Consider the following 26302-nt stretch of genomic DNA (forward strand, 5'->3'; position numbering starts at 1 on the left):
AGCAATTGGCAGTTCGCGTCGCAATCAACGGCTTTGGCCGCATCGGCCGCAACATCCTGCGCGCCATCATCGAGTCGGGCCGCACCGACATCGAGGTGGTGGCGATCAATGATCTCGGCCCGGTCGAGACCAATGCACATCTGCTGCGCTACGACAGCGTCCACGGCCGCTTCCCCGGCACGGTGACCGTCAAGGGCGACACCATGGTCGTCGACGACCTGCCGCCGATCAGGGTGACGGCGATCCGCAATCCGGCCGAACTGCCGCATGCGGAGCTGGAGGTCGACATCGTGCTCGAATGCACCGGCATCTTCACCTCGAAGGAGAAGGCCTCGGCGCATCTCGCGGCCGGCGCCCGCCGCGTGCTCGTCTCCGCCCCCGCCGACGGCGCCGACCTGACAGTGGTCTACGGCGTCAACGACGACAAGATCAGCAAGGAGCACGTCGTTGTCTCCAACGCGTCCTGCACCACCAACTGCCTGGGGCCGGTCGCCAAGGTGCTGCATGAGGCCATCGGCATCGAGCGCGGCTTCATGACAACGATCCACTCCTACACCGGCGACCAGCCCACGCTGGACACCATGCACAAGGACCTCTACCGCGCCCGCGCCGCCGCCCTATCCCAGATCCCCACCTCGACGGGTGCGGCCAAGGCCGTCGGCCTGGTGCTGCCGGAACTGAAGGGCAAGCTCGACGGCGTCGCCATCCGCGTGCCGACGCCCAACGTCTCGGTGGTCGACTTCAAATTCGTGCCCTCGCGCCCGACCACCGTGGAAGAGGTCAACGAGGCGATGAAGGCAGCCGCCGGGGGCAGGCTGAAGAACATCCTCGCCATCGTCGACGAGCCGCTGGTCTCGATCGACCTGAACCACAATCCGGCCTCGTCGTCCTTCGCGCTCGACCAGACCAAGGTCATCGAGGGCAACCTCGTCCGGGTCATGTCCTGGTACGACAACGAGTGGGGCTTTTCCAACCGCATGGCCGACACCGCCGCGGCGATCGGCCGGACGCTCGAACCCCGCAAGCAGTACAGCAGGACGAAGGAGGAAGCCTGACCATGGCGCGCATCACGCTGAGGCAATTGCTCGACCACGCCGCCGAACGCGGTTACGGCGTGCCGGCATTCAACATCAACAACATGGAACAGGGCCTCGCCATCATGGAGGCGGCCAAGGCCTGCGACGCGCCGGTCATCATACAGGCATCGCGCGGCGCCCGCTCCTACGCCAACGACATCATGCTGGCCAAGATGATCGACGCGCTGGCCGAAATCTATCCCGACATCCCGGTCTGCATGCATCAGGACCACGGCAACAACGAAGCCACCTGCCTTACCGCCATCCGCCACGGCTTTACCTCGGTGATGATGGACGGCTCGCTGGAGGCGGACGCAAAGACGCCCGCCAGCTACGAATACAACGTCACCATCACCGAGCGCGTGTCACGCATGGCCCATTGGGTCGGCGCTTCCGTCGAGGGCGAGCTCGGCGTGCTCGGCTCGCTGGAGACCGGCCAGGGCGAGGCCGAGGACGGCCACGGCGCCGAAGGGGCGCTGTCGCACGACCAGCTTTTGACCGACCCTGACCAGGCGGTCGACTTCGTCACCCGTACCAAGGTCGACGCGCTGGCAATCGCCTGCGGCACCTCGCATGGCGCCTACAAGTTTACCCGCAAGCCCGACGGCGACATCCTGGCCATGCGCGTGATCGAGGAGATCCACAGCAAGCTGCCCAACACGCATCTTGTCATGCACGGCTCCTCCTCGGTGCCGCAGGAGCTGCAGGACGTCATCAACAAGCATGGCGGCCAGATGCCCCAGACCTATGGCGTGCCGGTGGAGGAGATCGAGCGCGGTATTCGCCACGGCGTGCGCAAGGTCAACATCGACACCGACTGCCGCATGGCTATGACCGGCCAGTTCCGCCGCATCGCCATGGAGCACCCCAGCGAATTTGACCCGCGCAAGTTCCTGAAGCCGGCGATGGACGCCATGCGCGACCTGTGCCGCGACCGCTTCGAGCGCTTCGGCACCGCCGGCAATGCCTCGAAGATCAAGGTCATCGCCATGGACGAGATGGCCAAGCGCTACGCCGCCGGCAAGCTCGACCCGCACATCGCACCCGCCAAGGCCGCCTGAGCGGTCCAACCCAAGCTAAGAAAGGACCAGACCTATGGCCAACAAGACAGAAACCGTCACCGGAGCCGCACGCTACAGATCCGGTGTCATGGAATACAAGAAGATGGGCTATTGGGAGCCCGACTACGAGCCCAAGGACACCGACATCATCGCGGTATTCCGCATCACCCCGCAGGACGGCGTCGATCCGATCGAGGCTGCGGCGGCGGTGGCCGGCGAGAGCTCGACTGCGACCTGGACCGTGGTCTGGACCGACCGCCTCACCGCCTCTGAGAAGTACCGCGCCAAGGCGTACCAGGTCGACCAGGTTCCCAACGCGCCGGGCCAGTATTTCGCCTACATCGCCTACGATCTCGACCTGTTCGAGCCGGGATCCATTGCCAACCTCACGGCCTCGATCATCGGCAACGTCTTCGGCTTCAAGCCGCTCAAGGCGCTCAGGCTCGAAGACATGCGGCTGCCGGTCGCCTATGTGAAGACCTTCAACGGCCCGGCCACCGGCATCGTGGTCGAGCGCGAACGCCTCGACAAGTTCGGCCGCCCCCTGCTGGGCGCAACCGTGAAGCCGAAGCTTGGCCTGTCCGGCCGCAACTACGGCCGCGTGGTCTACGAGGCGCTGAAGGGCGGTCTCGACTTCACCAAGGACGACGAGAACATCAACTCGCAGCCCTTCATGCATTGGCGCGACCGGTTCCTGTGGTGCATGGAGGCCGTCAACAAGGCGCAGTCCGAGACCGGCGAGATCAAGGGCACCTATCTGAACGTGACCGCCGCCACCATGGAGGACATGTACGAGCGCGCCAACTTCGCCAAGGAACTCGGCTCCACCATCGTCATGATCGACCTGGTCATTGGCTACACGGCCATCCAGTCCATGTCGAATTGGGCGCGCAAGAACGACATGATCCTGCACCTGCACCGCGCCGGCCACTCGACCTATACGCGCCAGAAGAGCCACGGCGTCTCCTTCCGCGTCATCGCCAAGTGGATGCGGCTGGCGGGCGTGGATCACATCCATGCCGGCACGGTGGTGGGCAAGCTGGAAGGCGACCCGGCCACGACCCACGGCTACTACGACGTCTGCCGCGAGGATTTTAATCCGAAGCGGCTGGAGAACGGCATCTTCTTCGACCAGAACTGGGCCTCGCTCAACAAGCTGATGCCGGTGGCCTCGGGCGGCATCCATGCCGGCCAGATGCACCAGCTCCTTCACCTGCTCGGCGAGGACGTGGTGCTGCAGTTCGGCGGCGGCACGATCGGTCACCCGATGGGCATCGCGGCGGGCGCCACCGCCAACCGCGTCGCGCTCGAATGCATGATCCTCGCCCGCAACGAAGGCCGCGACATCATGCGCGAGGGACCGCAGATACTGCAGGACGCCGCCAAGACCTGCCTGCCGCTGAAGCAGGCGCTCGAAACCTGGAAGGACGTGACCTTCAACTACGCCTCGACCGACTCGCCGGACTTCGTGCCGGTGGCGACGGCGGCGGAGTAAGACCGAACTCTCCCTTCCCCTCGTGGGGAGGGTCGACCGCATCATTCGCCGCCTTTCCCCGCATGGGGGAGTGTAAAGCGGCGCAACCGACAGGAGCCAATTCCAATGCGCATCACCCAGGGAACCTTCTCATTCCTGCCCGACCTGACAGACGACCAGATCCGGGCGCAGGTGCAGTACTGCATCGACAATGGCTGGGCCGTCAGCCTCGAATTCACCGACGACCCGCACCCTCGCAACACCTATTGGGACATGTGGGGCCACCCGATGTTCGATAATCCGGACGCCGCGGCTTTGATGATGGAGCTGAAGGACTGCCGCAAGGTCTATGGCGACCGCTACATCCGCGTGGTCGCATTCGATTCCAGCCATGGCTGGGAATCGGTGAAGCTGTCCTTCATCGTCAACCGCCCGGCCGAGGAGCCCGGCTACCGCCTCGAGCGGCAGGAAGCGCCCGGCCGCGTGGTGCGTTACACGACCAAGCCCTATGCGGCCGATCGTCCGGCGGGCAACAGATACGGGTAACATTCGAAGGAACATCGAAGCACCCCTCGCCGGCTCGCTTTGCCCGCCGCCTCTCCCCCTGCCCAGGGGAAGCGCCAACCACGAATGCCGCGGTCGGCCAGGACAAGCGTTCCTCTCCCCCGGGCAGGGGGAGGTGGTTTGCGCAGCAAACCGGTGATGGAGTTTCAATTACAAATGCACTGAACAGGTAGTCCCCATGTCCGCAACAGCAACAGCCGAAACCGAAACCCCCGTCGAGGAAATCCCGACGGCAATCGACCTGCGCGAGGAGTTCGAGAGCTCGGGCGTCAAGGACGTTCTGGCCGAGCTGGACCGCGACCTGATCGGCCTCGCCCCCGTCAAGAAGCGCATCCGCGAGACGGCGGCCCTGCTGCTGGTCGAGCGCGCGCGCCGGCGCATGGGCCTGGCCCACGAAACGCCGACGCTCCACATGAGCTTCACCGGCAATCCCGGCACCGGCAAGACCACAGTTGCATTGAGGATGGCCGACCTGCTCCACCGCCTCGGCTACATCCGCAAGGGCCATCTCGTGTCGGTCACCCGCGACGACCTGGTCGGCCAATATATCGGCCACACTGCCCCGAAGACCAAGGAGATCCTGAAAAAGGCGATGGGCGGGGTGCTGTTCATCGACGAGGCCTATTATCTCTATCGCCCGGAAAACGAGCGCGACTACGGCCAAGAGGCAATCGAGATCCTGCTTCAGGTGATGGAAAACCAGCGCGACGACCTGGTCGTGATCCTCGCCGGCTACGCGCCGCGCATGGACCGCTTCTTCGAGAGCAATCCCGGCTTCCGCTCGCGCATTGCGCACCACATCGATTTTCCCGACTATACCAACGACGAACTTCTCGGGATCGCCAAGAAGATGCTCGACCACCAGAACTACAGGCTCGATCAATCCGCTGTCGCGGCGCTCAAAGACTACATCGCGCGTCGGCGCGAGCAGCCGCATTTCGCCAATGCGCGCTCGATCCGCAACGCACTGGACCGGGCGCGTTTGCGGCAAGCCAACCGGCTGTTCGAGACCTCCCAGGGCCCGCTCGACGCCAAGGCCCTGTCGACCATTTCCTCGGATGACATCACCGCAAGTCGGGTCTTCGCAATGAAGACGAAGGGTGAGGAGGCTAGCCAATGACCGCAAAAACCCTGATCGCGCCCTCGGTTCTGTCGGCCGACTTCTCCCGCCTCGGCGACGAGGTCGAGGCGGTGGCAGCCGCCGGCGCCGACTGGATCCACCTCGACGTCATGGACGGGCATTTCGTCCCCAACATCACCTTCGGCCCGCAGGTCATCAAGGCGATCCGGGGTCGCACCGACAAGGTCTTCGACTGCCACCTGATGATCGCCCCTGCCGATCCCTATCTGGAGGCCTTCGCCGATGCCGGCTGCGACATCATCACCGTGCATGCCGAAGCCGGCCCGCATCTCGACCGCTCGCTGCAGGCGATCAGGAACCTCGGCAAGAAGGCCGGCGTCTCGCTCAACCCGTCGACGCCGGAAAGCGCCATCGAATATGTGCTCGACCGGCTCGACCTCATCCTCTTGATGACGGTGAACCCCGGCTTCGGCGGCCAGGCCTTCATCCCGGCGGTGGTGGAGAAGGTGAAGCGCGTGAAAGCCATGATCGGCAACCGGCCGATCGACATCGAGATCGACGGCGGCGTGACGCCCGAAACCGCGCCGCTGGTCACGGCCGCCGGCGCCAATGTGCTGGTGGCAGGCTCGGCCGTGTTCAAGGGCGGCACGGCCGAGGCCTACGCCCAGAACATCGCCGCCATCCGCGCCGCCGGCGATCGCGCGTTGCGCAAGGCGGCCTAGGACAAGCAGGGAGAGGCACCATGGCAGCCATTCCACCCGTCTGCGACTTCGGCTGGCCGGCCGTCGATGCCACCCTTCCCGGCGTCGACGGCAAGCAGCACAGCATTTTCGACCAGGCCGGCCCCAACGGCCTCGTCGTCGTTTTCATCTGCAATCACTGCCCCTACGTGAAGGCGGTGATCTCGCGCATCGTCCGCGACGCAGAGGACCTAAAGGCGGAAGGCATCGGCTTCGTCGCCATCAGTTCCAACGACGCCGAGGCCTACCCGGAAGACTCCTTCGCCAACATGAAGCAGTTCGCCGAGGAGCACCGCTTCGGCTTCCCCTACCTCTACGATGAAGACCAGTCGGTGGCCCGTGCTTACGGTGCGGCCTGCACGCCCGACTTCTTCGGCTTCAACAACGAGCTGACGCTGCAATATCGCGGCCGGCTCGATGCCTCGCGCAAGGAGACTGGCGCGGCCGACCTGCGCCGCGATCTCTACGAGGCGATGAAACAGGTGGCCCGCACCGGCAATGGCCCGCGCGAGCAGGTCGCCTCCATCGGTTGCTCCATCAAATGGAAGGAAGCGGCATGACCGTCAACGGCATAAAGGCACCCTTTCCCCGAGCGATCCTGTTCGATCTCGACGGCACGCTGATCGATTCAGCCCCCGACATCACCGCCGCCGTGAACGAGCTTCTGGCCACCCGCCAGCTGGCGCCACTCACGGTCCCGCGTGTCACGACGATGATCGGCAATGGCGTGCCGAAGCTGGTGGAACGCGCCTTTGCGGCCGCGGGCATGCCACTGATCGGCCGCGCGCTGGAAGAAGCCACGCGCGACATGGCGCCGATCTACAACCGCCACCTCACCTATCTCACCCGCCTGATGCCGGGTACGCGCGAGACGCTTGCGCATTTCCACATGTCTGGCATGGCGATGGGCGTGGTCAGCAACAAGCCGCAGGTGGCCTCGCGCGAGATCCTGCTGCACTTCGGACTCACCGATGCGCTCGGCGCGATTGTCGGCGGCGACGCTGTCAGCCAGAAGAAGCCGGCGCCCGACGCGCTGCTGCTGGCGCTGGAACGGCTGCGGATCGACGTGGAAAATGCCCTAATGGTGGGCGACAGTGCCGCCGATGTGGGCGCCGCGCGGGCGGCCGGCATGCCGGTGGTTCTGGTGCGCGGCGGCTATACGCAGGTGCCGGTGGAGGAATTGGGCGCCGACCTCATCTGCGACAGCCTTGGCGACCTGCCGCTCGCCCTGCGCGCCCTGCGCGACGCGGCCTGACGGCTCTTGCAGCAGTCCGCGAACTCCCGGAATCAATCCGGGAGCCCCTCGTCTCAAGCCGTTGTTTTTGCCTATTTTTTGGAATACTGCTCCAGATAGGCGATGACGTCGGCAATATCCTTGTCTTCCTTGAGGCCGGCGAAAGCCATCTTTGTGCCCTTCACCATCGCCTTGGGGTCTCTCAGATATTCCGTCAGCGTCTGCTCGTTCCAGACAACTCCCTTTTTGCCTTCCTCGATCATGGCCGGCGAATATTTGTAGTTCGGATGAGTTCCTGCGGTGCGGCCGATCACGCCCATCAGCGATGGGCCGACGCGGTTCTCGTCCTTGTCGGCAACGTGGCAGGCCTTGCATTTGGCGAAGACCTTTTCACCGGCGGCGGCGTCCTGCGCCTGGGCATTGGAGGCCAGCATGCCGGCAGCGGATATGGCGAGCAGAAGTACGATGGAGCGCATGGCGTTTCCTCTCTGGACGTCAGGGTGCCCTGGACGACTGCACATGCCGTGTTGGCTTCCCCCGGCATGCGCCTTTTGTTTGGGCGGGTATGCAAGCACGCGTCCGACCCTCGGGACCGCTGCACCCGCGCCCTTCAAGCTAGATCGCGTTGGCGGGATGTCAATCGCGACCATCGTACCCCATCCGCGCCGTACACTCGGCCGGAATGGGCATCTTGTTGACGCCGTCCGGGCAAGCGCGTAGCCTTCTTGGACAGGACCCTCCCCAACGGCACCTTGGGGCGGCAGGCTCGCTGACACGCGGAAGCGCCGGCGCACGCCTGGCTGAACGTGGCGGCGAAAGGTGTTTACATGAATATGGTCGACCTGATCCTGACGGTTTGTCTGACCGCCAATCCAACCCATTGCCGCGACGAGCATCTTTATTTCCAGAGCAGCGGTTCGCTGGTGCAGTGCATGTACACTGCACCGCCCGAGATCGCGAAATGGACGCAGCAGCACCCTGCCCTCACGGTGGTGCGCTGGAAATGCGCATTCCCCGTTAAGGAGAAATCGATCTGAGGCAGACCGCAGCCTGGCGCGGTCGCACATTGGGAGACGCCGTGGTGGTATCGCGACGCAACTTCGTGTGCTTGATGGGGCTTGCCCTGGCCGGCGTTCCCACCCTGCCAGCCGGCCCCGCCCGGGCGGACAACCGTGTCAGGATCGGCGTTCTCAAGTTCGGCACCGTCAGCTGGGAGCTTGATACGATCAAGCACCATGGCCTAGATGCGGCCAACGGCATCGATCTCGACGTCTCGTTTTTTGCCGGCGAGGACGCGACCAACGTCGCCATGCTCTCCGGCAACATCGACATCATCGTCACCGACTGGCTGTGGGTGTCGCGGCAGCGCTCGATGGGCGGTGATGTGACGCTCGTGCCCTATTCGACGGCCGTGGGTGCCATCATGGTCAGGCAGGACTCGCCGATCCGCAACCCCGGCGATCTGACCGGCAAGAAGATCGGCGTGGCCGGCGGCCCGCTCGACAAGAGCTGGCTTCTGCTGCAGGCCCTGTTCCGGCGCGACCACGACATGGACCTTGCCGAGCGAAACGAGATCGTCTTCGGCGCGCCGCCTCTCCTCTCGGAAAAGACCATCGAGGGCGAACTCGATGCGGTGCTCAACTTCTGGCACTTCTGCGCGCGGCTCGAGGCGCATGGCTTCCGCCGCCTCATCGGCGCCGACGATGCCGCAAGGGCGTTGGGCGCCACCGGTCCCGTCGCGGCCCTCGGCTATACCTTTCATGAAAGCTGGGCCCGCGCCGATCCCGCGGCAATTGCCGGCTTCATCAAGGCCTCGGCGGCTGCAAAGCGGATGCTTGCAAGCTCCGACGCGGAATGGCTGCGCCTTGCGCCGCTGGTGCGGGCGGAAGGCAAGGAACTGGAGACGCTGCGCGACCGCTATCGGGAAGGCATTCCTTCCCGTTCGGCCGCGGAGGAAGAGGCAGACGCCGCCCGGCTGTATGATGTGCTCGCCCAGATCGGCGGCGAAAAGCTGGTCGGAGATGCGCGTCAGATGGCCCCGGGAACCTTTTGGCTGGGGCCGGAAACATGAACCTGGATGAACTTCGCGCCCAGCCCGCCGCCAGCACCACGCGCGCCCCAACCACTCAGGGTCGCTGGGCCAAGGCTGGGCCGACGCTCACGGTGGTTGCGTCGCTCGTCGGCCTCTTTCTTCTTTGGAGCCTTGTTGCCGCGCTGTGGCCCAGCCGCGCCTTCCCACCGCCCTCCCAGGTCTGGGCGGTTCTGGTCAAGGACACACTCAGCGGCGAGTTGCCCTACAACCTTGCCATCACCTTGGCCCGCGTGGTCGCGGCCTTTGCGGTGGCGATGGTGATAGGCTCGGCCATCGGCATCATGCTCGGCATTTCCCGCCGCGCCGATCAGTTTTTCAACGTCTGGCTGGTGTTGTTCCTCAACATCCCGGCGCTGGTCATCATCGTGCTTGCCTATATCTGGTTCGGACTGACCGAGGCGGCGGCCATCGGCGCGGTCGCCGTCAACAAGATCCCCAACGTGGCGGTGACGATGCGCGAAGGCGCCCGCGCGCTTGATCCGCGCTACAGCGAAATGGCGACCGTCTATCGCTTCAGCCCGCTCGATCGGCTGCGCCATATCCTGCTGCCGCAGCTGCAGCCCTATTTCGCCGCCGCCGCCCGCTCCGGCATCGCCCTGATCTGGAAGATCGTGCTGGTGGTGGAACTGCTCGGCCGCTCCAATGGCGTCGGCTTCCAGATCCATCTCTATTTCCAGCTTTTCGACGTCGCCGCCATCCTCGCCTACACGCTGGCTTTCGTGGCGATCATGCTTCTCATCGAACTCTTTCTGGTGCAGCCCTTTGAACGACATGCAACCCGTTGGCGGCAGCGCGCCGCTTAGAGTGGACATTTTCGAGAAAACCTTCCGCTCGGCCGAAGGCGTATCAGTGACGGCGCTCAAGGATCTGTCCTTCGAGGTGCGCCAGGGCGAGTTTGCCTGCCTGCTCGGCCCCTCCGGCTGCGGCAAGACGACGACGCTGCGCATCCTGCTTGGCCTCGATCGCGATTTCTCAGGCTCCTTCCAGCTCCCTACCGCCGAGAGCGACCGCGTCGCGGCCGTGTTCCAGGAGCCGACGCTGCTGCCGTGGCGCACGGTGGAGCAGAATGTGCGCCTCGCCATGCCAAAGGAGATGCGCGAGGCCGGCCTGGACCAGCTCTTCGGCAGCCTCGGCCTTTCGCAGATGCGCTCGTTCTATCCGTCGGAGCTGTCGCTGGGCCTTGCCCGGCGGGTGGCGCTGGCGCGCGCCTTCGCCATCGAACCCTCCATCATGTTCCTGGACGAGCCTTTCGTATCGCTCGACGATCAGACGGCGGAGCGCCTGCGCTATCTGGTGCTCTCGGTGTGGTCGGCGCGGCCGACCACGGCGCTGATGGTGACGCACAACATTCGCGAAGCGCTGATGCTGTCGGATCGGATCATCCTGCTATCGGCACGCCCGGCGCATGTGCTCGGCTACTTCGACATTCGCATCCCCCGCCAGAGCCGCAACCCGCAGGTGATGGCCGATCTGGCGCGGTCCTTCCGGCAGAAATTTCCGGGCGTCATGCAGGAGGCCATGGGCCTGCAGTGAAAGCTTCGGGCACTGGCGCTGGCGTTCCAGCCGACAGCTCAGAAGCAGACCACGTCGGCTTCGGCCTGCGCGCGCCGCAGTTCGGCGCCGGCTGCCTTGGCCGGGGCGCTCTCACGGAAAAGCTCGCCGCCCTCGCCGGTGGTCTGCGCCATGCGCCGGAAGGTCTCCGCGGTCTCGTAGCGGTCATAGGGAAGGATCGTGGCGATCACGTCGATCGAGCATGAGCAACGGTCCAGCATCTCATGCGTTTCGCCATTGGCTTTCATGCAGCCGAACACATAGTCGGCCAGGGTCGAGGTCGGATAGTCGCTCGCCGCGCGCGACGGGCATGCGGCCGCCAAGGTCAATGCCAGGGCCAAGGCAATCGGCAATCTCGGAAACATGGTCGTTCATCCCGTTCTACGCGATTTCCTGACGCCAAGGGTGGCGCGGTGTGCGGCGCCTGTCCAGCGGCCACCACGCGCGACATAGGTCGTATCCAGTATATTGGACCAAAGGAGGATGCTGCCGAACGGCTCCGAATGCCCTCCGATGCGCACAAGAAAGCTCCTTCCGAACTCGCCGCGAATGCAAGCTGGCGGCGGCCCAACTGACGATGCGGGTGATTAATCTTTTCACCAACAGCAAATCAAAAGAATACCTGATGCAGGGGAACAGTATTACAAAATTATCCACTGAAATCACACGCCACAATATTCGAAAGACAACTTTGACCGTCGAAAACAAGTCAATTATCTACGCGCGCAAGTTTATATCCGGCATAATTGTTCATATACTTCCGCGATTAAATGGCAACATTCCATTTTTTTGCAGTGCAACATAACGACTATTGCACTGCAGCAGCCGGAGGGACGTTTGCGCTTGCCTTGCCAAATGTTCTGACTTAGCCTCCCAGTGTTTCCGGCTTCAAGGACGTCGCTATCATCAGGGAAATGCGACGCTCCATCGTAGTCCAAGTGAGGTGGGCGGTATCGGTGCCCTCCGTCCATGCTTGACTTAGGTCGTGACACGCTGCCGGAAACATTCCCCGCCAGGCCGCTTGGGCAAGCCCCCTATGGGCGAGGATTGATTGGGCGAGATGATTGATTCCTGACTGCAACCCGGGAGGATTTCAATGCGTGCATTCAACAAAGCTGTTTGCCTGCCAATTGCCGCCGCTCTGATGACATGCGCGTCGGCTTATGGCGTATCGGCAAACGATGACCTGCAGAAACTTGCTGCGGATTCAAAGAACTGGGCGATGCCCACCGGCGACTATGCCAACACCCGCTATTCAAAACTGAATCAGATCACCAAGGACAATGTGAAGGACCTCCAGGTCAAATGGATGTTCTCCACCGGCGTGCTACGCGGGCATGAAGGCGGGCCTTTGGTCATCGGCGACGTGATGTATGTGCACGCGCCCTTCCCCAACACGGTATACGCCCTCGATCTGAACAACGACGGCAGGATTCTGTGGAAGTATGAACCCAAACAGGATCCGAACGTCATTCCGATCATGTGCTGCGACACGGTCAACCGCGGTGTGGCCTATGGCGACGGAATGCTCTTCCTCAACCAGGCCGACACGATGCTGACCGCGATCGACGCCAAGACCGGCAAGATGGTCTGGTCGGTCAAGAACGGCGACGACATCGTCGGCGGCAAGGGCGAATCCGGAACCTCCGCACCTATGGTCGTGAAGGACAAGGTGATCGTCGGCATCTCGGGCGCCGAATTCGGCGTGCGTGGCCATCTGACGGCCTACAACATCAAGGACGGCTCGCGTGCCTGGCGCGCCTATTCGACCGGGCCGGATGCCGACATGCTGGTCGACCCGCAGAAGACGACCGATCTCGGCAAGCCGATCGGCGCCGATTCCAGCCTCAAGAGCTGGGAAGGCGAGCAGTGGAAGACGGGCGGCGGCACTACCTGGGGCTGGTTGTCCTATGATCCGAAGCTGAACCTGGTGTATTACGGCACCGGCAACCCCTCCACCTGGAACCCGACGCAACGGCCCGGCGACAACAAGTACGCGATGACCATCTTCGCGCGCGACGCCGACACCGGCATGGCCAAGTGGCTCTACCAGATGACGCCCCACGACGAGTGGGACTATGACGGCGTCAACGAGATGATCCTCGTCGACGGCATGGAGGTGAACGGCAAGAAGCACGACGTGCTGGTGCACTTCGACCGTAACGGCTTCGGCTACACGCTGGACCGTGACAACGGCGCCTTGCTGGTGGCCAAGAAGTTCGATCCGGCCGTGAACTGGGCAACCCAGATCAACATGGATCCCAAGAGCGACAAGTACGGCCGCCCGGAAGTGGTCGACAAATACTCGCCACAGCATAATGGCGAGGACGTCAACACCACGGGTATCTGCCCGGCCGCGCTTGGCACCAAGGACCAGCAGCCGGCCACCTACTCGCCGAAAGACAAGCTCTTCTTCGTGCCGACCAACCATGTCTGCATGGACTACGAGCCCTATCGGGTGAGCTACACTGCCGGTCAGCCCTATGTCGGCGCAACCGTGTCGATGTATCCGGGTCCCGGCGAGCATGGCGGCATGGGCAACTTCATTGCCTGGGACGCTGCCAAGGGCGAGATCGTCTGGTCGAAGCCTGAGCAGTTCTCGGTCTGGTCGGGTGCGCTCTCCACTGCCGGCGATGTCATCTTCTACGGCACGCTTGAAGGCTACCTGAAGGCGGTCGATAAGAACGGCAAGGAACTTTACAAGTTCAAGACGCCGTCCGGCATCATCGGCAACGTCACCACCTACGAGCACAAGGGCAAGCAGTACATTGCCGTGTACTCGGGTGTCGGCGGCTGGGCCGGCATAGGTCTGGCGGGCGGTCTCCTGTCGCCCGAGAACGCCAAGGCCTGGCACGGCGCAGTCGACCAGGGCCGCGCACAAGGCACCGAGAAAGAGGCCGTCAACACGGCCGGCCTCGGCGCCGTCGGCGGCTATGCTGGACTGGCCGACTACACCGCACTCGGCGGCCAGCTGACCGTCTTCGGTCTTCCGGACTGATAGGCCCGGAAAGTGCCAGTGAGCATCTTGCCCAAGCAGGATGCGGAAATGAGAGCCCGGAACGTTTGGCTCCGGGCTCTCCATGTCTCTTCTCCATCATGCATTGAAATCGAAGCATCCTGCGTCGCAGCGCGCCACGACACGAGGTTCTGAATGTTTGCTCGCATCGCCCTTTCGATCCTGACATTGTCCGTTCTGCCTTTGGCCTGCCTCCGCCCGGCGCTGGCAGACGATGCAAAAAAGGCAGCAGCGGTGTCCGAGGAAGACGGAAAATATTTCGACGCGGATGGAAACCCGACCTTCAAGATTCAGCCCGACGGCACCGTCGACTGGTACACTTTCAGCGGCTATCGCCGCTATCATTCCGATTGCCACGTCTGTCATGGGCCTGATGGCGTCGGTTCGTCCTACGCGCCGGCGCTGGCCGATTCACTGAAGACGATGGACTACGGCACCTTCATCGCGACGGTCGCCGAGGGGCGCAGGAACGTCAGCGGCGGCCAGGAAAGCGTCATGCCGGCCTTTGGCGACAACAAGAACGTCTATTGCTACATAGACGACCTCTACATCTATCTTCGCGCGCGCGCAGTGGGCGACCTGCCGCGTGGCCGCCCCGAAAAGAAGGCTCCCAAGCCCAAGAGCGCAACCGAACACGAAGACTCGTGCATGGGTGGGTGAGCATGGTCATGGGCAGTAATCTGGGGCTCCCAAAGATCACCGCGGCTCTGATGCTCGCATGCAGCTTGCCCGCGGCGGCGCTTGCGCAGGGCGCAGGCCTCGGCGCGGCCGGCGAACTGGTCGATCCGGAGGTACTGCGCGTCTGCGCCGATCCTTCCAACATGCCCTTCTCGAACCAGTCCGGCGAAGGCTTCGAAAACAAGCTCGCCGAAATGATGGCGCCGAAGCTGGGACGCAAGTCGGTCCGCTACACCTGGTATCCCATGGCCACGGGCTTCGTGCGCAACACGTTGCGGGCCAATCGCTGCGACGTCATCATCGGCTATGCCCAGGGCGACGTGCTGGTGCAGAACACCAACCCCTATTATCGCTCTACCTACTCGCTCGTGTTCAAGAAGGGCAGCGGGCTTGAGGGCGTCGAAACGATCGAGGACCCGAGGCTCGCCGGCAAGAAGATCGGCGTCGTCGGCGGCACGCCGCCTTCCACCAACATGGCCACCGCCAAGCTGATGGATGCTGCCAAGGCCTACCCGCTGGTGGTGGACTCGCGCTCGACGCCGCCCGTCGGCGAAACCATGATCCAGGACCTCGTGGCCGGAACGATCGACGTCGCGATCCTCTGGGGCCCCATGGCCGGCTACTTCGCCCACAAGGCCAACGCCGATCTCGTCGTGGTCCCCCTGGTCAAGGAAAAGAACGGATCGCGCATGACCTATCGCATCACCATGGGCGTGCGCCCGTCCGACCAGGAGTGGAAACGCTCGCTCAACCGCTTCATCCAGGAGAACCAGGGCGAGATCAACAAGCTCTTGCTCGAGTACCAGGTTCCCCTGCTCGATGAACGCGACAATTTGATCACGCAATGATTTTCAGGAAAGGCCAGGCCCCTCTCGGCTGGCAACAACAGGGAGGCGACGAGAGAAAATGATTGTTTCGGGCCGCGTCGGCATTCACGCATCAACCGTGTTTCCGTCGCGCGCAGAAGGCCACGGAGATGGCAAGCGCTCTGGAGAACGCCCCAGGATCCCCGCGCAGCGAATTATTTCCGCAATTATAAGGTTGCGAATGCTGAAAAACGCGGCGAGTGCACTATATTTAAGCGGATATGACGGTTTGCTTTTGTGCCTCGGCGTCGGACGGCCTGTAACAGGCGCACGGCGCCATTGCACCGGCGCGATTGGCCGATAGACGCGTAAATCGTTGTTTTGATTATCATTTCATGACCACCTCGTTCATTTGTCCATTTCCACGATGGACACGGCCAATGCACTACGGTGCCACGGCATTGGCCAAGGGAAGGAGACGGCCCTCCTTGAAAGGGTCGATGAAAAGGAGAAGATCATGAAGAAGAGTTGGACAAAGCCGAGCATGTGCCAGGTAGCGGCAGGGATGGAAATCTCTCGCTATCTGCCGGCTGAGATCACTCCGAAGAAGTAAGCAGCGAGGGCGCGTGCCCGCCAGCCGGTGGGCACGCGCCAAGTTCAGTCCGGCCCGGCCCTCAGCTGCAACACCTCCGGTATCGTCTGGCCACAGCCCCTCAAAAACGGGATTTTTGCGATGCGCGTGAAGATCGTCGGATCGGCAGCGGGCGGAGGATTTCCGCAGTGGAACTGCAACCATTACCTCAGCCGCGCCGCGCGGGCGGGGGTCGTGGGCGTCAGGCCCCGCACCCAGTCCAGCCTGGCAGCCTCGGCCGATGGCAAGCGTTGGGTTCTGTTCAACGCATCGCCCGACATCCGACAGCAGATCGCCGACACGCCTGAACTCCAGCCCCAGGTGGGGAACGGCCCGCGCTCGACCCCGATCAGCGCCGTCGTGCTCACGAATGGCGATGTCGATCACATAGCCGGGCTTCTCAGCATGCGCGAGCGCCAGCCCTTCGCCATATATGCCACCGAGCGGGTATTGGCCGCTCTTCGCGACAATCCCGTCTTCAACGTGCTCGATCCGGCCCTCGTCCCCCGCCGCGAACTTCAGGAAGGCGAGGAATTCGAGATCAGGGACGCTGAAGGGCGGGAGACCGGCCTGCATGTCCAGGCCTTTTCAGTGCCGGGCAAGGTCGCGCTTTACCTGGAGGATCCGAGCCGCCCCGAAGATAACTACGGTTCTGAAGCAGGCGACACCGTCGCCGTGCGCCTCGCCGCAAGCAACAATTCCGGCTCTCTGTTCTACATTCCAGGCTGCGCGCGGATCGACCCCGAGCTGCGCACGAGGCTTGCCGGGGCAACATGCCTGCTTTTCGACGGCACGCTCTACACCGATGACGAGATGCTGGTCGCCGGCGTCGGCCCGAAGACCGGCAGCCGCATGGGGCATCTCGCCATGTCCGGCGAGGACGGCTCGATCAGCCAGCTCGCCGGCGTCCCGATCGGGCGACGCATATTTGTCCATATCAACAACACCAACCCGGTGCTGGACGAAAGCTCGGTCGAGCATGAGCTGGTCCGCGCCGCCGGGTGGGAAATCGGCTGCGACGGCATGGAGATCCGCCTGTGAACGATTTCAGCAATGTGGCCAGGGGCGGCCTAAGCGCCCGCGAGCTTGAGACAGTGCTGCGCCAAGTCGGCGCGGAGCGCTATCACAACCTGCATCCTTTCCATCACCTCATGACCGCCGGCCTGCTGACGAAGGCCCAGATGCAGGCCTGGGCGCTCAACCGCTACTGCTACCAGGCCGTAATCCCGCGCAAGGACGCCGCCATCCTTGCGCGGGCCGAGGACCCGGCCTTCCGCGCGGAATGGCGCAAGCGCATAGAGGATCACGACGGCGAAGATGGCTGGAGCGGCGGCATCGCGCGCTGGCTCAAGCTGGCCACCGGGCTCGGCCTCCCCGCCGAGGCGGTCAAGAGCGAAAGGCTGGCGCTGCCCGCCACGCGCTTTGCCGTTGGCGCCTATCTGACCTTCTGCGCCAACCGCACCTTGCTGGAAGCGGTGGCCTCTTCGCTCACCGAGCTGTTTTCGCCCGTCATCATCGGCGAGCGCGTGCCGGCGATGCTGGCGCGCTATGACTACGTAACGAAGGACATCCTGTCCTACTTCGACAAGAGGCCGGAGCAGGCGTCGCGCGATTCCGACTTCGCGCTGGCCTATGTGCTGAAGCATGCCGACACGCCCGAGCGGCAGCAGGCGGCGATAGATGCCCTTGTATTCAAATGCGACGTCCTGTGGGCGATGCTCGACGCGCTCATGCACGCCTATGTCGAGCCGGGCCATATCCCGCCTGGCGCCTTCAGGCCGGAGACAGTCTGATGCTGGCCATGCACCAACGAAACACTATATCGGTCCAGTCGATGCCATCACTGCCGCACCACGTGCATCTGAGGTTTGATCCTGTGCGGCAAGCTTGGGCCCTTCTCTCGCCGGAGCGGATATACTGGCCCAACGATGCCAGCCTCGACATTTTGCGGCGATGCGACGGGAAGACCACTGTCGGCGCCATCATCGAGGCACTGGCCCTCGAATATGACGCTGAAGAGGAAGAACTGGCGGCCGATGTCATCGCCTTCCTGCAGGAGTGGACCGACAACCTTCTGGTGACGCCATGAATGCCACGTATTTTCCACCCGTCAGCATGCTCGCCGAATTGACGCATCGCTGCCCGTTGCAATGTCCTTATTGCTCCAACCCGCTCGAGCTCCTCAAGGCCAACCGGGAACTCGACACGCAGACCTGGCTGCGCCTGTTCGACGAAGCCGCCGATCTGGGCGTGCTGCAGGTTCACCTCTCCGGCGGCGAGCCGACTTTGCGCCCTGACCTTGAAGAGATGGTCGCGCGGCTTGCCTCGCGCGGCGTCTACACCAATCTCATCACCGCCGGAGTTCTCATTGCCGAAGGCCGCATCCGCGCGCTGGCTGAGGCGGGGCTGGACCACGTGCAGCTCAGCATCCAGGGGGCCCGGCCCGAAACCACCCAGCGCATCAGCAACTATCGCGGCGCGCATGAGAAGAAGCTGGAGACGGCCAGGCTCGTGCGCGCCGCCGGCCTGCCGTTGACCATCAATGCGCCCATCCACCGGCACAACATTGATCAGGTCGGCGAGTTCATCGAGCTTGCCCTCTCGCTCGATGCGGAGCGGCTCGAGATCGCCAATGTGCAATATTCCGGCTGGGCGCTTCTCAACCGAAACGCACTGATGCCCAGCCGCGAGGCCGTGGACCGGCAGACCGAGATCGTCGAGGCGGCGCGCGAGCGACTGCGCGGGATCATGAATATCGATTATGTCACGCCCGACTACTTCGCCATTTATCCGAAGCCCTGCATGGGCGGCTGGGCGCGCGACGCCTTCATGGTGGCGCCGGACGGCACGGTGCTGCCCTGCCACGCTGCGCAGACCATTCCCTGGCTGAGCTTCGAACGCTTCGGCGACCGTACCTTGCGCGAGATCTGGAATGATTCACCGGCTTTCAACGCGTTTCGCGGCACCGACTGGATGCAGCAGCCCTGCCGCAGCTGCGAGCGGCGCGAGATAGACTGGGGCGGTTGCCGCTGCCAGGCCATGGCGATCGCCGGCGACGCCGCTGCAACCGACCCGGCCTGCGTGAAGTCGCCGCTTCATGCCAGAATGGCGCAGCTGGTCGAGGAAGCGCTGGCGACCGCGGGGTCGGACAGCGCCAATACTACCTTCGTGTACCGGCGCATCGCCCCTGTCCGCGAACCGGTGTGAGACGGTCCAGAAGAGCTTCGCAGTTCAGACCAGGAACGGATTGCCGCGGCGCTCCTCACCAAAGCGGCCGCCGGGCCCATGCCCGCAGATGAAGCCGATGTCGTCGCCCAGCGGCAGCAGCTTTTCCTTGATCGAGCGGATCAGCGCGTCATGGTCGCCGCCCGGAAGGTCGGTGCGGCCGATGGAGCCGTGGAACAGGACGTCGCCGACATGCGCGAACTTCGCCGCGCGATTGTAGTAGACGACGTGGCCGGGCGCATGGCCGGGGCAATGCAGCACCTCGAACTGATGTTCCCCGAAGGAAACCGTCTCGCCTTCGGTCAGGAACCGGTCCGGAACGCAGTTGCGCACGGCACCCGTCAGCCCGAAACGCACCGCCTGCGTCTCCAGATTGTCCAGCAGCATGCGGTCTGCCTCGTGCGACCCGACAATTTCGACGCCCAGAGCGTCCTTCAGGTCCATTGCCCCGCCGGCATGGTCGATATGGCCATGCGTCAGCCAGATCGCGGTGACATTGATGCCGTTGTCCTTGATCGCGGCGAGAATCCTGTCGACGTCGCCGCCCGGGTCCACCACCACGCCGGACTTGTCGTCGGCGTCGAACAGTATCGTGCAGTTCTGCTGGAAGGGCGTGACAGGCACGATCCCGGCGTTGAGCTGGCCCATGGCATTCCTTTCGTCTGTGCGGTGCTCATTTAGGCACGAACAGCCGCAGCGTCCACCGCCGGGGCTTCAATCAGCCGCCGCCAACGAAAAATGGACGGCACCAGGGCCGTCCATCGAAGAGCTCCAAAGCGGGAGCGCGTTTCGCCTGCTTGAAACGAGTGTTGTTCCGGCTGCTCAGGCCCGCTTGTTCATCGTGGACATCACCATGCCTACGATCGCCGTCAGCACGCCGCCGCCGACAAGCCCGCCGACCGCATCGCCAAGCGCGCCCGACATCGCGCCTGCAATATTCGGATCGGAAAGCACCTTGGTGACGAGCTGGCCGCCGACCACGCCGCCCACGGCACCGGAGATGACCTTTACTGCCGCACTCATCGCTACCTGTTTCAGCCCAGCACCAACGCCAAGCCCGCCGATGGCGCCGGTTACCAACTGTATGATGATCGGAAGAAGTGCTTCCATAGACATTCCCTCCCACAGTAAGGCCGACTCGTTCGACCCGACCTGCTCATCAGACGCTCAATCGGGGGAAATTCAAATAGGCTGCGCCAAAATAAAACGGGCGACCTTGAGGCCGCCCGTCTTCACTTCTCGCGATTTGGCGCGAATATACTCTTATTCCGCCGCCATGGCCTGCTTCGGCTGGACTGCTGCCGAGTAGTCTTCCATCAAGGTCTTGCAGATTTCGCCGACCTGGAAATTGTAAGGCCCGATTTCCGAAACGGGCGTAACTTCTGCGGCGGTGCCGGTCAGGAAGCACTGCTCGAAGCCCTCCAGCTCTTCCGGCATGATGGCGCGTTCGATCACCTCGAAGCCGCGGGCGCGGGCCAGGCCGATCACCGTCCGGCGGGTAATGCCATTGAGGAAGCAGTCGGCTTCCGGCGTGTGGATCTTGCCGTCCTTGACGAAGAAGATGTTGGCGCCGGTGGCTTCGGCCACGCGGCCGCGCCAGTCGAGCATCATTGCGTCGGCATAGCCCTTGGCCTCGGCGGCATGCTTGGAAAGCGTGCAGATCATGTAGAGGCCCGAGGCCTTGGCATGCGAGGGCGCGGTGCGCGGGTCGGGGCGGCGATATTCGGCCATGTCGAGGCGGATGCCCTTCAGCTTCTGCGCCGGGTCGAAATAGCTCGGCCACTGCCAGATGGCGATCGCGCAATGGATGCGGTTGTGCTGGGCCGAGACGCCGAGCGAGTCGCTGCCGCGCCAGGCGATCGGGCGCACATAGGCGTCCTTGAAGCCCTGCTTCTTCAACAGCTGGCGGCAGGCTTCGTCGATCTCGGCCACGGAATAAGGTATGGTGAAGCCCAGTACACGGGCCGATTCATGCAGGCGCTCGGTGTGCTCGGTCAGCTTGAAGATCTCGCCGCCATAAGCGCGCTCGCCTTCGAACACGGCGCTGGCATAGTGCAGACCGTGCGTAAGTACGTGAATCTTGGCGTCGGCCCATTTGACGAACTCACCATCCATCCAGATGAAGCCGTCAAGCTGATCAAAGGGAACTGATGCCATAATAAACCTCCGGCGGGCCTCGCCCGCACCCGTTTCACTGTTCGAAATTCGTCAGCCGCCAGGGGTCCTGCCCCATGGGCCGCTAGTAGTTTGAAGCGTAGGCCGATAAGACCGGATAGGCAAATGCACGAAATTCCGCCTGAAGCGGCTGCGGCTTGCCTTTTCGTTCGCAATCGGCCGTAAAGCTTGGCAAAAATTACCATCGGCCCTAAAATATGTCAACAAGGCTGACATAAATTTGAGAGTGTCTTGCAGGAATTGCCATGACGGATCGTAAAGGCTCGAATGCCATCCCCATCAGAACCGCCCTCACCAACGAGGACGGCGTAGATTTGGCCATCATCGAGCTGCTTTTCTTCGCCTATCGCGATTTCACGTCCGATCCCGACCAGATGCTGGCGGAATACGGCTTCGGCCGCGCCCATCACCGCGTTCTGCACTTCGTCAACCGCATGCCCGGCCTGACCGTGGCCGAGCTGCTGGACGTGCTGAAGATCACCAAGCAAAGCCTTGCCCGCGTGCTGAAGCAGCTGATCGACACCGGGCATATCGTGCAGGTTCCGGGCCCGCGCGACCGGCGTCAGCGCGAACTGTATCCTACTGAGAAGGGCCGCGCCCTGATGCTGGATCTGGCGCGGCCACAGTCACGCCGCATCCTTGCGGCATTGGGCGAGTCATCAGCGACCGAGCGCGAGGGGATCGAGCGGTTTCTTAAAGCGATGGTCAACCCCGAATTGAGAGCGCAGATTGACAATCTGCCTGGAAATACGTCAGGAAAAGGCCATGGAGACGAATGAGATTTCCGAAACGCCGACGGTGCCGGACGATGACGCCCCGCACCTTCTGGTTGTCGATGACGATACTCGCATTCGCAACCTGCTGAAGCAGTATCTCACCGAAAACGGTTTCCGCATCACCGTTGCCGGAAATGCGGCGGAAGCGCGGCGCAAGCTCGCCGGGCTCGATTTCGACCTGATTGTCCTCGATGTCATGATGCCGGGCGAAACCGGTGTCGAGCTCACCAAGGCGCTGCGCGAGGAAAAGGAAGTTCCTATCCTCATGCTGACGGCGCTTTCCGAAACCGACAGCCGCATAACCGGGCTGGAAGCCGGCGCCGACGACTATCTGCCCAAGCCGTTCGACCCGCGCGAACTTATCCTGCGCATCAACAACATCTTGCGCCGGGGCGGGCCGCAGACCACGCCGAAGCTCGAGCAGATCGTCTTCGGGCCCTACACCTTCCAGATCGCGCGGCGCGAACTGAAGAAGGGCGGCGAGCTTCTGAAGCTCACCGACCGCGAGCAGGAGATTTTGGCGATTTTCGCCGAGCGCGCCGGCGAGACCATTCCGCGCCACGAACTGGTGGGCGAGGAGTCCGAAGTGGGCGAGCGCACCATCGACGTGCAGATCAACCGCCTGCGGCGCAAGATCGAGCGCGACCCCTCCAACCCGGTCTGGCTCCAGACAGTGCGCGGCATCGGCTATCGCCTGAGCGTCGAATAGCGCAGGCGGCTTGGCGCGGCGGGGCCTCGCCCCGGCCACCGCGGACAAAATGCTCCATTTGCCGCTTGGAGCAACAGGCTTGCGGACTATATAGAACCCTTCGCGGGCGCAGCATGAAGCGTGTCGCGCGGCGGCGCGATCGAAAAGAAGGGCAACGAACCCTCCCCGGCTCCCCAAGGCGGCTGTTTTGCTTGTAGGTCGTCCGTTCAGCGTATACCGCATGGAGCATTCCACCGAAACGCGCCCGCGCCAGGGCAGGCGACGGAAGAGCAGATGGCGACATCGGAATTGAACGATCCGGAAAACGACAGCTACCGCGCCCGCACCCACCGCGCGGCGGTTTCCATGCGCAGGCACTGGCACAGGTTCTGGCGCCTGGTGTCGCTCTATCTGCCCAAGCGCCTGTACCCTCGCTCCCTCATCATCATCATCACGCCGATGATCCTGCTGCAGTCGGTGGTGGCCTTCGTCTTCATGGAGCGCCACTGGCAGACGGTGACGCTGCGCCTGTCGCAGGCGGTCACCCGCGACATCGCGGCCATCATCGACATGATCGAGACTTTTCCGCATGACGACGACTATGCCAACGTCATTCGCATCGCCCAGGACCGGCTGGCGCTGAAGATCGACCTGCTGCCGCCCGACCCGCTGCCGCCGCCGGGTCCGAAGCCGTTCTTCTCCATCCTCGACCAGATCCTGTCGTCGGAGATCACCAAGCAGATCAACCGTCCCTTCTGGATCGACACGGTGGGCAATTCCAACATCGTGGAGGTGCGCGTACAGCTCAAGGACAAGGTGCTGAGGGTGTTCGTGCGCCGTAGCCAGGCCTATGCGTCCAACACCCATATTTTCCTGATCTGGATGGTGGGCACGTCGCTGGTGCTGCTGATGATCGCGATTCCCTTCCTCAGGAACCAGATCAAGCCGATCCTGCAGCTTGCCGAGGCGGCCGAAAGCTTCGGCAAGGGCCGGCCGATGCCGCGCGACTTCCGCCCGCGTGGCGCCGACGAGGTGCGGCGCGCCGGTTTCGCCTTCATCCAGATGCGCGAGCGCATCGAACGCCAGATCGAGCAGCGCACGGCGATGCTGACGGGCGTCAGCCACGATCTGCGCACCATCCTCACTCGCTTCAAGCTGCAGCTGGCGCTTTCCGGCAAGAAGCCCGACCTGAAGGCGCTGAACCAGGACATCGACGACATGCAGTCGATGCTGGAGGGCTATCTGGAATTCGCCCGCGGCGAGGCTTCCGAGGCCCCGGGCCGTTTCGACCTCGAAGTCTATTTCGCCAAGCTCAGCGAGGAAGCCAAGCTGCGCGAGCGAGAGCTTTCGACTTCGCTGACCGGCGAGAGCGTCGTGCTCGTGCGAGCCAACGCCTTCACGCGCCTGCTTTCCAATGTGGTCGGCAACGCCTTCCGCTATGCCAGCCAGGTGCGCGTCAACGCTACTCACACGCGTGGCTCGCTGACCATAGTGGTCGACGACAACGGCCCCGGCATCCCGCCCGAGCAGCGCGAAGAGGTTTTCAAACCGTTCGTTCGACTGGACGAAGCCCGCAACCTCGACGCCACCGGCACCGGGCTCGGCCTTTCGATCGCCCGCGACATCGCCCGCAGCCATGGCGGCGACATCCTGCTGGACGGCAGCCCGCTGGGCGGCCTGCGCGTCATCATCAGGGTGCCGGCGTAAGTCCGGCACCCTGCGCCCCGCAAGGTCTTCCTACGCGACGACGGACGCGGCCGCCGGTTTCTTGCGCGCCTTGAAGAAGCGCACAAGAGCAACCGTTATCGCGCCGCCCACCACCAGGACGCCCAGCGCGAGCAACGGACGATAGTAGAACCACGCAATGGCGATCGTCGCGGTGCCGACGATTATGGTGAACAGGAAGGCCGCAAGCCCCGTTCCCAGCCGCACCACGTCGCCAAGCAGCGGAATGACATCGGCAATCACACCGAGCGGCTGCATCATCATCGCGAAGCCGATCATCAGCACGACCAGCCCGGCCGCACGGATGATCCAGCTCAGCAACGTGTTCTCGCTGGCGGCATTGGCGAACATGGTGTCCGCCGGCACGGACCCACTCTCCACCAGCAAAAGCCTGTCCCCTGCCCTGGTCTGGTAAGCTTGGAAAGAATTGCCGGTTTGCTTGCCGACGACGCTGACAGGACCGAGCGGAACCAGTTCGTAGCGGACGCGGTAGTCGCCCACGGCCGGTTTCTTCGGGTTGTCGCCCAGATAGACGGCCCCGTCGGCAAACGTCACCTTTTCATAACCCGACCAGGCCGCCTCGATCGCGCGCTGCTGGTCCGAAGACAGCTTCAGCGCCCGGCCGTCGCCGATCTCGTCCAGAACCGTGTCATCCAGGGCAAAGGCGTTGATCCGGGCCTCGGAGACCTGGAACACGTCTGACTCGAGTTCCATCGAAGGGTTGTCGTGCCCCGCCGGCTGTTCGAATCGCGAGGAATCGATCGGCTCGTCCGACCATGCCTTCGAATAGCTGTAGGTGGTGACAGTTTCCTCGCCGCCCCCCAGCGTTTTCTTGGTCTCCTCGCTGGTGCTCTCGTGCCACTGGTACATCTCCACCGTCCGCACCAGCCGGATGCCCTCGACCTCGATGCCGAACTCCTCGTCGGCCAAAATTTCGTCGGTCGTCACCGTGCCGGAGATATGGACAAGCCTGCCCTCATTGGCGGGATTTATCTCCTGGCTCGGAACCGCCACCACGGCGCTGGCGCCTTCGGCCAGCGAGCGTGCGGTGGTGACCGTGCGCCCCTCGTTCCAGAACAGCAGCACCACCGCGCCCAGAACCAGAATGAAACCTATCAGCGCACCCAGCACCGACTGCTTGATGCGCTCGAACCATGAAACCGAGGTCGTCTTTACAATGCTGTCGCTCACCTGCTTCCCCCAAACAGCAAGAGGCAGGCAAATGCCCGCCTCGATTACCTGCCACTGCCGCCTGTACTTCGACCCGGCGGCAATTCGGTAGACTCAAGGCTTTTTAGGAAGTGTGAATGCAGCAATGGCGGCGTATCGAAGCCGCCTCATTCTGCTCAGAAAAGGCGGCTGCCGTTCGCCACGGGCCGCTCGATGGCGCCAAGGACGACGTCGCCCTGCTCATCCGGAAAACCGAGCGTCAGAACCTCGGACATGAACTTGCCGATCTGGCGCGGCGGGAAATTCACAACCGCGAATACCTGGCGCCCCACCAGCGTCTCGAGCGAATAGTGCTCGGTGATCTGGGCAGAGGACTTCTTAACGCCAATTTCCGGGCCGAAATCGATTTTCAGCTTGAACGCCGGCTTGCGGGCCTCCGGAAACGGCTCGGCCTCGACGATGGTGCCGGCGCGGATGTCCACCCGGTCGAAATCCGCAAAGGTGATCTCGGGCTTTTTTTCGCCGTGCGCAATCATCGC

At 63.3% G+C, this 26302-nt stretch carries 30 protein-coding genes; 23 read left to right on the forward strand and 7 right to left on the reverse strand.

Features of this window, described 5'->3' with window-relative positions:
* Window positions 1–5: 5 nt before the first annotated feature.
* The 8 genes from gap to gph all read left to right on the forward strand — a co-directional run bounded on the left by gap (window position 6) and on the right by gph (window position 7251).
* A complete protein-coding gene (gene gap / locus ABLE86_RS04135) occupies window positions 6–1055 on the forward strand; it encodes a type I glyceraldehyde-3-phosphate dehydrogenase (protein WP_348777626.1) in 1050 nt (349 codons plus the stop codon).
* Window positions 1056–1057: 2 nt separating this feature from the next.
* Window positions 1058–2137, forward strand: a complete 1080-nt coding sequence (gene fba, locus ABLE86_RS04140) for a class II fructose-bisphosphate aldolase (RefSeq protein WP_348777627.1) — start codon at window positions 1058–1060, stop codon at window positions 2135–2137.
* A 34-nt stretch (window positions 2138–2171) separates the two neighbouring features.
* Window positions 2172–3632, forward strand: coding sequence for a form I ribulose bisphosphate carboxylase large subunit (locus tag ABLE86_RS04145; protein WP_348777628.1), 1461 nt, complete (start codon window positions 2172–2174; stop codon window positions 3630–3632).
* A 105-nt stretch (window positions 3633–3737) separates the two neighbouring features.
* The gene (locus tag ABLE86_RS04150; RefSeq protein ID WP_348777629.1) at window positions 3738–4157 is read left to right on the forward strand and encodes a ribulose bisphosphate carboxylase small subunit; all 420 of its coding nucleotides are present in this window, start codon (window positions 3738–3740) and stop codon (window positions 4155–4157) included.
* A 196-nt stretch (window positions 4158–4353) separates the two neighbouring features.
* On the forward strand, window positions 4354–5295 hold the full coding sequence (cbbX, locus tag ABLE86_RS04155; protein WP_348777630.1) for a CbbX protein: 942 nt from the start codon (window positions 4354–4356) through the stop codon (window positions 5293–5295).
* On the forward strand, window positions 5292–5978 hold the full coding sequence (gene rpe, locus ABLE86_RS04160; RefSeq protein WP_348777631.1) for a ribulose-phosphate 3-epimerase: 687 nt from the start codon (window positions 5292–5294) through the stop codon (window positions 5976–5978). Before cbbX ends, rpe begins: the two co-directional genes overlap by 4 nt.
* Window positions 5979–5998: 20 nt before the next feature.
* A complete protein-coding gene (locus ABLE86_RS04165; protein ID WP_348777632.1) occupies window positions 5999–6556 on the forward strand; it encodes a thioredoxin family protein in 558 nt (185 codons plus the stop codon).
* Complete coding sequence (gph, locus tag ABLE86_RS04170; RefSeq protein ID WP_348777633.1) at window positions 6553–7251, forward strand: phosphoglycolate phosphatase; 699 nt, start codon at window positions 6553–6555, stop codon at window positions 7249–7251. Before ABLE86_RS04165 ends, gph begins: the two co-directional genes overlap by 4 nt.
* 71 nt (window positions 7252–7322) lie before the next feature.
* Here the strand turns inward: gph and ABLE86_RS04175 are convergent, their stop codons facing one another.
* Complete coding sequence (locus ABLE86_RS04175) at window positions 7323–7706, reverse strand: cytochrome c family protein (protein WP_348777634.1); 384 nt, start codon at window positions 7704–7706, stop codon at window positions 7323–7325.
* Window positions 7707–8057: 351 nt separating this feature from the next.
* On the opposite strand from ABLE86_RS04175, the gene ABLE86_RS04180 reads away from it, so the two are divergent.
* The 4 genes from ABLE86_RS04180 to ABLE86_RS04195 are packed head-to-tail and all read left to right on the forward strand — an operon-like array spanning window position 8058 to window position 10855.
* Window positions 8058–8267, forward strand: coding sequence for a hypothetical protein (locus ABLE86_RS04180; RefSeq protein ID WP_348777635.1), 210 nt, complete (start codon window positions 8058–8060; stop codon window positions 8265–8267).
* 41 nt (window positions 8268–8308) lie between these two features.
* Window positions 8309–9301 (forward strand): ABC transporter substrate-binding protein, encoded by a 993-nt coding sequence (locus ABLE86_RS04185; RefSeq protein WP_348777636.1) that lies wholly within the window; start codon window positions 8309–8311, stop codon window positions 9299–9301.
* On the forward strand, window positions 9298–10125 hold the full coding sequence (locus ABLE86_RS04190; protein ID WP_348777637.1) for an ABC transporter permease: 828 nt from the start codon (window positions 9298–9300) through the stop codon (window positions 10123–10125). Before ABLE86_RS04185 ends, ABLE86_RS04190 begins: the two co-directional genes overlap by 4 nt.
* Window positions 10094–10855: an ATP-binding cassette domain-containing protein gene (locus ABLE86_RS04195; RefSeq protein ID WP_348777749.1), complete on the forward strand. Its 762-nt coding sequence runs from the start codon at window positions 10094–10096 to the stop codon at window positions 10853–10855. Before ABLE86_RS04190 ends, ABLE86_RS04195 begins: the two co-directional genes overlap by 32 nt.
* A 38-nt stretch (window positions 10856–10893) precedes the next feature.
* Here the strand turns inward: ABLE86_RS04195 and ABLE86_RS04200 are convergent, their stop codons facing one another.
* Window positions 10894–11238 (reverse strand): hypothetical protein, encoded by a 345-nt coding sequence (locus ABLE86_RS04200; protein ID WP_348777638.1) that lies wholly within the window; start codon window positions 11236–11238, stop codon window positions 10894–10896.
* Between the two features lie 779 nt (window positions 11239–12017).
* Here ABLE86_RS04200 and ABLE86_RS04205 point away from each other — a divergent pair.
* From ABLE86_RS04205 to pqqE, 8 genes are all read left to right on the forward strand, one after another.
* Complete coding sequence (locus tag ABLE86_RS04205; protein ID WP_348777750.1) at window positions 12018–13871, forward strand: methanol/ethanol family PQQ-dependent dehydrogenase; 1854 nt, start codon at window positions 12018–12020, stop codon at window positions 13869–13871.
* A 153-nt stretch (window positions 13872–14024) separates the two neighbouring features.
* Window positions 14025–14549 (forward strand): c-type cytochrome, methanol metabolism-related, encoded by a 525-nt coding sequence (locus ABLE86_RS04210; protein WP_348777639.1) that lies wholly within the window; start codon window positions 14025–14027, stop codon window positions 14547–14549.
* Window positions 14550–14557: 8 nt separating this feature from the next.
* On the forward strand, window positions 14558–15415 hold the full coding sequence (locus ABLE86_RS04215) for a substrate-binding domain-containing protein (protein WP_348777640.1): 858 nt from the start codon (window positions 14558–14560) through the stop codon (window positions 15413–15415).
* Window positions 15416–15890: 475 nt separating this feature from the next.
* Entirely contained in the window at window positions 15891–15986 is a 96-nt protein-coding gene (locus ABLE86_RS04220; protein ID WP_348777641.1) for a pyrroloquinoline quinone precursor peptide PqqA, read from the forward strand.
* Between the two features lie 120 nt (window positions 15987–16106).
* Window positions 16107–17045 (forward strand): pyrroloquinoline quinone biosynthesis protein PqqB, encoded by a 939-nt coding sequence (gene pqqB, locus ABLE86_RS04225; RefSeq protein ID WP_348777642.1) that lies wholly within the window; start codon window positions 16107–16109, stop codon window positions 17043–17045.
* Window positions 17042–17797 carry a pyrroloquinoline-quinone synthase PqqC gene (gene pqqC / locus ABLE86_RS04230; RefSeq protein ID WP_348777643.1) on the forward strand — a complete coding sequence of 252 codons (756 nt, stop codon included), beginning with the start codon at window positions 17042–17044 and terminating at the stop codon, window positions 17795–17797. Before pqqB ends, pqqC begins: the two co-directional genes overlap by 4 nt.
* Window positions 17797–18093: a pyrroloquinoline quinone biosynthesis peptide chaperone PqqD gene (gene pqqD, locus ABLE86_RS04235; RefSeq protein WP_348777644.1), complete on the forward strand. Its 297-nt coding sequence runs from the start codon at window positions 17797–17799 to the stop codon at window positions 18091–18093. Before pqqC ends, pqqD begins: the two co-directional genes overlap by 1 nt.
* Window positions 18090–19211 (forward strand): pyrroloquinoline quinone biosynthesis protein PqqE, encoded by a 1122-nt coding sequence (gene pqqE, locus ABLE86_RS04240; RefSeq protein WP_348777645.1) that lies wholly within the window; start codon window positions 18090–18092, stop codon window positions 19209–19211. The genes pqqD and pqqE overlap by 4 nt, the downstream gene beginning before the upstream one ends.
* 24 nt (window positions 19212–19235) lie before the next feature.
* Here pqqE and ABLE86_RS04245 read toward each other — a convergent pair whose 3' ends face one another.
* The 3 genes from ABLE86_RS04245 to ABLE86_RS04255 form a co-directional block, all read right to left on the reverse strand.
* Window positions 19236–19877 carry an MBL fold metallo-hydrolase gene (locus ABLE86_RS04245; protein ID WP_348777646.1) on the reverse strand — a complete coding sequence of 214 codons (642 nt, stop codon included), beginning with the start codon at window positions 19875–19877 and terminating at the stop codon, window positions 19236–19238.
* A 174-nt stretch (window positions 19878–20051) separates the two neighbouring features.
* Entirely contained in the window at window positions 20052–20339 is a 288-nt protein-coding gene (locus tag ABLE86_RS04250; protein WP_348777647.1) for a hypothetical protein, read from the reverse strand.
* Window positions 20340–20492: 153 nt separating this feature from the next.
* Window positions 20493–21386, reverse strand: a complete 894-nt coding sequence (locus ABLE86_RS04255) for a branched-chain amino acid aminotransferase (RefSeq protein ID WP_348777648.1) — start codon at window positions 21384–21386, stop codon at window positions 20493–20495.
* A gap of 263 nt (window positions 21387–21649) precedes the next feature.
* On the opposite strand from ABLE86_RS04255, the gene ABLE86_RS04260 reads away from it, so the two are divergent.
* The 3 genes from ABLE86_RS04260 to ABLE86_RS04270 all read left to right on the forward strand — a co-directional run bounded on the left by ABLE86_RS04260 (window position 21650) and on the right by ABLE86_RS04270 (window position 24575).
* The gene (locus ABLE86_RS04260) at window positions 21650–22183 is read left to right on the forward strand and encodes a MarR family transcriptional regulator (RefSeq protein ID WP_348777649.1); all 534 of its coding nucleotides are present in this window, start codon (window positions 21650–21652) and stop codon (window positions 22181–22183) included.
* Window positions 22170–22889, forward strand: coding sequence for a response regulator transcription factor (locus ABLE86_RS04265; protein ID WP_348777650.1), 720 nt, complete (start codon window positions 22170–22172; stop codon window positions 22887–22889). The genes ABLE86_RS04260 and ABLE86_RS04265 overlap by 14 nt, the downstream gene beginning before the upstream one ends.
* Window positions 22890–23162: 273 nt before the next feature.
* Complete coding sequence (locus ABLE86_RS04270; protein ID WP_348777651.1) at window positions 23163–24575, forward strand: ATP-binding protein; 1413 nt, start codon at window positions 23163–23165, stop codon at window positions 24573–24575.
* 30 nt (window positions 24576–24605) lie between these two features.
* On the opposite strand, the gene ABLE86_RS04275 is transcribed toward ABLE86_RS04270, so the two are convergent.
* Together ABLE86_RS04275 and ABLE86_RS04280 are read right to left on the reverse strand one after the other, a co-directional pair.
* Window positions 24606–25784 carry a TMEM43 family protein gene (locus ABLE86_RS04275; protein WP_348777652.1) on the reverse strand — a complete coding sequence of 393 codons (1179 nt, stop codon included), beginning with the start codon at window positions 25782–25784 and terminating at the stop codon, window positions 24606–24608.
* Between the two features lie 155 nt (window positions 25785–25939).
* The gene (locus tag ABLE86_RS04280; RefSeq protein WP_348777653.1) at window positions 25940–26299 is read right to left on the reverse strand and encodes a tRNA-binding protein; all 360 of its coding nucleotides are present in this window, start codon (window positions 26297–26299) and stop codon (window positions 25940–25942) included.
* Between the last annotated feature and the right edge of the window lie 3 nt (window positions 26300–26302).

It is taken from the genome of Mesorhizobium sp. KR2-14 (genome assembly GCF_040049255.1).
Taxonomy (GTDB): domain Bacteria; phylum Pseudomonadota; class Alphaproteobacteria; order Rhizobiales; family Rhizobiaceae; genus Pseudaminobacter.